Origin of the sequence: Pseudobutyrivibrio sp. UC1225 (assembly GCF_900115215.1) — a bacterium.
In the GTDB taxonomy this organism is placed as follows: Bacteria; Bacillota; Clostridia; order Lachnospirales; family Lachnospiraceae; genus Pseudobutyrivibrio.
Genome location: NZ_FOVQ01000026.1, coordinates 1 through 7,981 on the forward strand (window position 1 = coordinate 1; position 7,981 = coordinate 7,981).

8 protein-coding genes are annotated in these 7,981 nt (G+C 32.0%); 7 read left to right on the forward strand and 1 reads right to left on the reverse strand.

Annotated elements, in window-relative coordinates; translation table 11 throughout:
- The 7 genes from metK to BMZ41_RS15355 form a co-directional block, all read left to right on the forward strand.
- On the forward strand, positions 1 to 634 hold a 634-nt coding region (gene metK, locus BMZ41_RS15325; RefSeq protein ID WP_143071368.1), incomplete at its 5' end, for a methionine adenosyltransferase.
- A gap of 15 nt (positions 635 to 649) precedes the next feature.
- Positions 650 to 1,390, forward strand: coding sequence for an ABC transporter permease (locus tag BMZ41_RS15330; protein ID WP_090531305.1), 741 nt, complete (start codon positions 650 to 652; stop codon positions 1,388 to 1,390).
- A 16-nt stretch (positions 1,391 to 1,406) separates the two neighbouring features.
- On the forward strand, positions 1,407 to 2,369 hold the full coding sequence (locus BMZ41_RS15335) for an ABC transporter permease (protein ID WP_090531307.1): 963 nt from the start codon (positions 1,407 to 1,409) through the stop codon (positions 2,367 to 2,369).
- Between the two features lie 20 nt (positions 2,370 to 2,389).
- On the forward strand, positions 2,390 to 4,027 hold the full coding sequence (locus BMZ41_RS15340) for an AMP-binding protein (protein WP_090531311.1): 1,638 nt from the start codon (positions 2,390 to 2,392) through the stop codon (positions 4,025 to 4,027).
- Positions 4,024 to 4,740, forward strand: a complete 717-nt coding sequence (locus BMZ41_RS15345; protein ID WP_090531314.1) for an ABC transporter ATP-binding protein — start codon at positions 4,024 to 4,026, stop codon at positions 4,738 to 4,740. The genes BMZ41_RS15340 and BMZ41_RS15345 overlap by 4 nt, the downstream gene beginning before the upstream one ends.
- Positions 4,733 to 6,460, forward strand: a complete 1,728-nt coding sequence (locus tag BMZ41_RS15350) for an ABC transporter permease (RefSeq protein WP_090531316.1) — start codon at positions 4,733 to 4,735, stop codon at positions 6,458 to 6,460. Before BMZ41_RS15345 ends, BMZ41_RS15350 begins: the two co-directional genes overlap by 8 nt.
- Positions 6,461 to 6,482: 22 nt before the next feature.
- Positions 6,483 to 7,184: a thioesterase II family protein gene (locus BMZ41_RS15355; protein ID WP_090531319.1), complete on the forward strand. Its 702-nt coding sequence runs from the start codon at positions 6,483 to 6,485 to the stop codon at positions 7,182 to 7,184.
- A 4-nt stretch (positions 7,185 to 7,188) separates the two neighbouring features.
- Here BMZ41_RS15355 and BMZ41_RS15360 read toward each other — a convergent pair whose 3' ends face one another.
- Positions 7,189 to 7,812 (reverse strand): 4'-phosphopantetheinyl transferase family protein, encoded by a 624-nt coding sequence (locus tag BMZ41_RS15360; RefSeq protein ID WP_090531323.1) that lies wholly within the window; start codon positions 7,810 to 7,812, stop codon positions 7,189 to 7,191.
- Between the last annotated feature and the right edge of the window lie 169 nt (positions 7,813 to 7,981).

Consider the following 7,981-nt stretch of genomic DNA (forward strand, 5'->3'; position numbering starts at 1 on the left):
CGAAGCTGGCAAGCCAGTTAGACTTGAAGCTGTAGTTTTATCTACACAGCATGATGAAGACGTTACTCAGGAACAGATTCACGAAGACATTAAGAAATATGTCTTTGATCCAGTCCTTCCAAAGGACATGATTGATGATAAGACAAAGTTCTACATCAATCCAACAGGCCGCTTTGTAATCGGTGGCCCACACGGTGATGCAGGCCTCACAGGCCGTAAGATTATCGTAGACACATACGGTGGATACGCTCGTCACGGCGGCGGTGCTTTCTCAGGAAAGGATTGCACAAAGGTAGACCGCTCAGGTGCTTATGCAGCACGTTACGTTGCAAAGAACATCGTTGCAGCAGGTCTTGCTGACAAGTGCGAGATTCAGCTCTCATACGCTATCGGCGTTGCAGAGCCAACATCAGTTATGGTAGACACATTTGGCACAGGAAAGCTTTCTGATGAGAGAATCATTGAGATCGTTCGCGAGAACTTCGATCTTCGTCCAGCAGGAATCATCAAGATGCTCGACCTTCGTCGTCCAATCTACCGTCCAACAGCTGCATATGGTCACTTTGGCCGTACAGATGTTAAGCTTCCATGGGAGCAGACAGATAAAACTGAGATATTAAAGAAATATCTTTAGGAGATAAGTATATTTATGAACATTATTAATTTGGTGAAATTTGATTTCTGTTATCACATATTAAAAAAAACAGCGATATTATTCTATTTATATTTATTTCCTACCGTTATTTTTTTATTATTTTCATATTTGACAAAAAGCCAATTTACAACAGAAATTTCTTCATATGATTACTATGGCTTAGGTATAATGATTTATTTTCAATTAAGTATGGGTACGATGATATCAAATATGATTATGGAAGAAAATGTTAAGTTACCCAATATGAGAATTGCGTATGCCTTCAATTCGGAAACTATAATATATATTTCTAAAATAATAGCATTATTATTCGCGGATGCGTTATCAATTGTTTTATATATGTCGGTTGCTACGTGTGTATTTGACGTTGAGTATGGATTAAATGTTGTAGGTGTTTTTATAGAGTATATAATATTGGGCTTTTTTTCAATTTGCATGGGCGCATGTTTATGCATAGTACTGAACGATGAATCAAGTTGTAATAATATCCTTGGCGTAATTCAGTTGCTTTTGTGTTTGTTAGGTGGTGTGTTTTTTCCTGTCGGAAAAATTGGAAAATTTGGAGAGCAATTATCTAACATATCAATTGTAAAATGGATTTACTTGGGAATGGTACAAATGGTTTATTGTAATAAATATAGCCTAGTGGTATTAGTTAGTATTTGTGCTGTATGGATATCAATAGGCCTTTTGTTTATTGCGAGAAAAAAGTTCAGAATAGAGTTAATGCTTTAATTATTGGGAGATTTTTATGTTGAAAATATTGAGTTGTTTGAAAGTCTATTTTATACGAAATAGTAGTAACTATTTAGGGGTAATTCTCACGATAATTATTTTGCCATGTGTAGTATTTTTGTCGTGTTACTACACGAAAACATCCAAATATAAAGATGTGATTGCTGTAGTGGATTCTAATAATGAATTAACTGAGTATCTAAATAAACAAAACATTCAATACGACTTAAAAGAATCAAAGCCATCAGAAGATGAATTGTTTATGCGAAAATACAGTGGATTAATATATAAAGCCGGCGCTGTTTATAAAGGAATTTCATATTCAGGAGAAAAAAATCAGGAAAGACTTGATTCAATAATAAATTATTCGTATGAACCAGAAGAGATTCTTAATGGGGGCTATCCAGAAGCATTTTATCTGAGTTTATGTATTTTATTAATTCAAGCAGTCATAAATATGAAGATTTTTGTTGATGACAGAAGGAATTCTATTATTGGTAGGATGAATGTGATTGGAGTAAGTACATATCAATATCTTTTCTCTATGATTTTATTTAATTGGGTCACTATGTCAATTCCGTATGGTATTGCAAATGTGGTGTTTAATCGAATTTTTTTCAAATCTAATTTAGAAACAGATATAAAAGTATTGGCGATATGTATTCTGACAACCGGTTTTTTTGCAATTATTGCAATGGGGATATGTGTTTTGGCAACTGATAATTCATCCACAATAATGATAGGAAATATTATTGCGTGTTTTACAGCGATATTATCTGGAATGTTTGGCACGGTTAAGTCGAAAGAGCTTACTATAGTGAGTAATTTTATGCCACAAAGATTGTGTTATATGTGGGCGAAAAAAAGCCTGGTACAGGGTAATATTATAAATTCTTTTTTGGTGTTAATTTGTATGGTTTGTTTATTGGTTTATGTTCTTAGCAATATGATTTATAGAAAAAATACTTTATATAGTTAGTAGGAAAGGATTTTTACATTATGGCAAAAGTTTGCGATGTTATTAAAAGTAATATTGAAAAGTATAATGATAAATTACTGTATGTCTACTATGAAGGATACAATATTTTAAATAAGGTATCATATCGAGAATTTGGTGATAGAGTGAGAGGATTTGCTGGTTATTTACAAAGTGTTGTAAGTAAAGGTGATAGAGCCCTTATCATTCTACCATCAGGAATTGAATATTTGATTGCATATGTTGCGTGCTTATTTACTAATACAATTTCGATTCCTCTATATACTATTAATGATGTAACACAGTTAGAAAATGTGAAGCGAATCATTGATGATAGTGATGCTGAATATATTATTACTAATAATGAGCAGCTTAAAGTATTGGAAAAGCTGATGGGTGAATTATTAGAAGAGTTTTACATATGTAATGTTGATGAATATGGCCCTATGTCTTTTATGGAAGAAGAACTGGCTGACAATGACATGGCATATTTACAATATACGTCTGGCTCAACTAGTAAAGCAAAAGGCGTAATTATTTCATATGAAAACATGTATACAAATCTTATGGTTATGAGAAATCATTTGAAATTTTGTGATAAAGATACATTTTGTACGTGGTTACCATTGTATTTCGATATGGGATTATTAGGTTCGGCAATGAACACATTATTTGACGGGGCTACGTGTTATTTCACTTCTGCAGAATGTTTTATGAAGCAGCCAGACTCATGGTTAAATTCCATCAGTGTTTATCGAGGAACAGTTGTAATTGCCCCTAACTTTGCATATGAAATGTGCCTGAAACTATCCGATGAAGTACTTAGTAAGTTTGATTTATCAAGTATCAGGGTAATGGTAAACGGCTCTGAATTAGTAAGAAGTGGTACATTAAGTTCTCTAGCAGAAAGATTTAAATCTTTAAACTTAAATCCGATGACATTCAATCCTTCATATGGACTGGCCGAAAATACATTGGTTGTTTCGTCACATATTCCCGGAACGGGCTATAAATCTGTAACACTAGATGAAAATAAGCTGAGAGAAAACATTTTAGAGTTTACAGAAGATGGATTAGATATTGTCGCTTGCGGAAAAATATGTGATGGAGTAATAGGAAAAATCGTTAGTATAACCACTGGTGAGGTAGTAGGTGAAGATGAGATTGGAGAGTTGTGGGTTGGAGGCAACAGCGTTGCAAATGGATATTGGAATGGTGTTGATAATGAAAACTTTGAAAAAAGATTTCCAAATGATTCGACAAGATTTTTTGCAACAGGTGATTTAGGATTTATCCACGAGGACTACCTTTATATAGTTGGTAGAAAGAAAGATACCATTATTATTAGAGGAAAGAATTTTTATTCTCAGGACATTGAAGATTTAGTTTTACGAAATAATAAGAACGAAATATCTGTTGCTGTAGCATTTTCTGTTGATATGAACGATCAAGAGGAATTAGTAATAATGGCAGAGTTAGATGATATTGAAAAAAAGAAGAAAGAAGAAATAAAAGAGAGTATTAAAAATGTAGTAATTAATAATTGCAAAATAGTTCCAAATGAAGTCGTTTTATGTGAGACAGGCGTGTTACCTCGAACAGATAGTGGTAAAGTGCAGCGTCAGGTGTGTCGTAAAAAGTTTATTCAGGAGAATTTATGAGTACAGAAATAGAAGTAATTGGAATTTATAAAGACTATGGAGAGTATGAAAAAGTAATTAAGGGAATTGATTTAAAGATTGAGAGCAATTCATTTAATGTTCTTCTAGGTCAGAGTGGTTCGGGAAAATCCACACTGTTAAATATCATGTCGGGATTATTAAAACCAAGCAAGGGCTCAATAATTGTAAATGCTACTAATATTAACGAATTAGATGAGAAGAGTCTAGCAATCATAAGAAGAAATAGTATCAGCAATATATATCAGGATTATATGCTTTTGCCTGAATTAACAGTTAAAGAAAATATAGAGTTAGGCAAGGGAACAGATGATAACCTAAAGCTTGCAGTAATTGCACCAGCTTTAGGAATAGATGAATTACTTGATAAATATCCTGCTCAACTTTCCGGTGGTCAGAAACAAAGAGTAGCTATAGCACGTGCATTGATAAAAAAGCCAAAGCTTTTATTTTGTGATGAGGCTACTGGTGCTCTAGATGAAGAAAATAGTAAGCAGGTAGTGAAGTTGTTACATACTGTAAAGGAAAAATATGGTGTAACAATTATTTTTGCAACTCACAATCTGAAGATTTCCCTAACTGCAGATAGAGTTATAACAATTAAGGATGGCAAAATAACAAAAGATGTAATTAATCAGAATCCGTTGTCACCTATGGAAATCGATTGGGGAATAGAGGAATCTGTAAATGTATAATATTTTTAAGCAATGTGTTGGTTATTACAAACGAAATAAATTAAATGTAGCAATATTATGTATCCTGGTGAGCCTAACATCTTTTATGTATTTTTTTGTTGAATGCTCAATTGATAAAAATCTAGCTATATTAAAAAAGAAAAAGGTTTTATCTGAAAACGAAAAGGAATTTTTGATTGGATTAAATTCAAATAAAATACTTGCATTATCTTTTCTAATATTTTTATTGCTTGTAACGGCATTTATTTTTTATATGTTTTATAAAAAAAATTATGATTTGAATAGAAAAAATATTGGGTGTATAAGATCCTTGGGATATACAAACAAGACAATTATATCTGTTTATTCACTTATAACAGTGGCTATAGGTGTGCCTAGCTCTATCATAGGATGTGTATTGGGATATTATTTTTCATACATACTATTGGACAATTATATTATTTCTTATCATATTAAAAGTGCCATTAGGGGGATTGCTCCATCTAGCATCTTATTAGGGATTGTATTATTGATTATTGTCACATGTTTAATAGCTGTAATTGCATATATGCCATACACTGGAAGTGAAATTTCAAAGTATTTTCAGAGTCCGGTTTTAATTGTTAAAAACTTCAAACTGGGTAAACTCATTGATGATATCTCTAAAAAACTGGGTTTAGATATTCCTTTTTCAGTGAAATTAGTATTGAGAAAACCTGCAAACCTTGTGTTGATATTTGTATCAGTATTTGTATATCTTACGTTGATTATAATGAGTGTTTCATTAAATAAATGTAGTGATAAGATTTATAATCAATTATTAGATGGAAGAAAATATGATTATAAAGTTGTATTTGAGAATAATCATGATGAAAAGATAAAAGGCGATGCTACGGGATTTATATTGGAGAAGGGATTCATATATATAGGTGAGCGCCCAAGCACTGGTGAAAAACCAGTTGAAGAGGAATATGTATATGCATTGAATACTGATCAGGATTACTTTGTACTAAAAAATGACATGGACGAAAAAGTAGTTCTTGAGCCGGGGTATGCAGTTATAAATGAACGTTTGTCCTTTTTGTATAAAGTAGAAAAAGGTGATTACATCAATATAAAAGTAGATAATGATTTTTTCCCTTTTATAGTAGAAGATATTGCTACTAATGCAAACTTCGATAGCATATACGTAAACTTAGATGATTGGAATGATTTAAGGGAAAACCCTCATGGTATATATAATGGTATGTTTTGTGATAATAAGGATACCAATTGGGATGGAGATTCCAGTGTTCAGAGCTGGGAGCAATATGTTGAATATCTAAATGACAATAATGTATCAAACAGAATAAGCGCTATTATTAACCAGGTGCTTGGAGTTGTATTTGGAATTTTACTTATATTCTTGGCAATTTTGCTTAATTTCCAGGATAATACCATGAATTATATATACCTAAAAAAATTGGGATATTTAAATAATGAAATAAGAAATATGCTAGTGAATATTTATTTCCCGTTTGTTATTGTTGCTTTTATTATTAGTATTCTACCTGCAATTGGTCTGTGCAAAAAGATATTAATAATGTTATCAATTAATACAGGTGATTACATGCCTTTTATTACAAATATAGGTGTATTTATGTATGCATTTATAATGTTATTATTTTTATATTTTTTTATATTGAAAGTCTTTGATATTAAATTAGCGAAATATTTGAAAGAATTGGATGAAGGTTGCTAGGAGAAAAGGGAGGTTGATTAAAATGATAAACGTTCTAGTCATTCCTCATGCAGGAGGAATGGCATCTACATATTATCCATTAAAAAAAATAGAACAAAACATGTTTAACTTTATTTTTTTAGAATTACCAGGAAGAGGAAGGCGATTCAAAGAAAATTTGGTTTATAACATGGAGGATGTTGTTGAGGATTTGTTTGCACAAATCCGAGGCATTATTACTGAGGGACCATATGTGTTGCTTGGACATAGTATGGGAAGTTGGGTGGCATATGAGTTATATTATAAAATTCTAAGTGAAAATGCCCCTGTACCAATGCATATATTTTTTTCCAGCAATCGCTCTCCATACTATAAACCTGATTGGACTATAGCACATGATACGGACGAGAATTTTATTAGGCATATATTACAATATGGACAAACTTCAGAGGATGTTTTCAATAAGCCACTCTTAAGAAAAAGATTTTTACCAATTTTAAGAGCAGATTATCTAGTAATGGATGGATATTTCCCTAAAGAAAAGAATCAAAAAATGGATGTTAATATTTCCATACTCGGTGGAGATAACGATATGCTCATCAGCACAGGATTTAACGAGTGGAAAGAATTAACCAACGGAAGATGTGATGATAAAATTTTCCCAGGAGGACATTTTTATATTCTTAGTAAGGCTAATGAAGTGGTAGATTATATGGTTGATGAAATGATTTTTGAAATAGCTTAATAGGTCAGGGTGTGTAAAGAATACATGCGGAGCAGATATAGTCTTCATATTGCCACGTGTAAATAGTATCATTTAAAGAAGCAGACAGGGTGTTAATGGAGCATGGATTATTTACCAACCCAGTTCCAATACACTTAGTGTATGCTTCTTTTTTTGTCCATATTTCAAAAAAAGCCTGATTCTTCATATCCCCATGAAAACTATTAACAAAGTCTATTTCTAGTGGATGGAATACCATTGGCATTATATCAAAAGGAGCTTTTTTTAAACATTCTATATCGACACCAATGGCATAGTTTTTTTCAAATACGATTCCTAATAAAACTGCTGTTTTGGTATGTGAAAAATTGAAATCAACATTGTTTAAACTGGTTTTACCAATAAATTTTAAAATGGGTTTTCCAGTCTTAGTTTTATCAAAAATAAGTTCGGAATTGTTGCAGTTAAAGTGTTTAACTATGCCAAGTCTTGTCAGAATCGCAGCATAAAGTGATGTGATTTTATCATTTTCAAATATATATCTGTTAATTTTTTCCTTTCTATTATCAGATACATAATTGAGGAGTAATTCGTGTTTATTTGACCATGTATTTGATGTTTTTTTAGCGATGTAGAATTTAATATCCATAATATAGACATTATAGGATAAAGTGAGTAGTAAATAAAGCTTAAAACTTGTTTGTACAATTTGTACAAACAAGTTTCAGACTGTAGACAAAGTGTCGCGGCTTTCGCCGCGACCTTTTCTTTTTTATAAGGAGGAACTGGAGTCTGCGGACTCCAGTTCTTTCATTTTT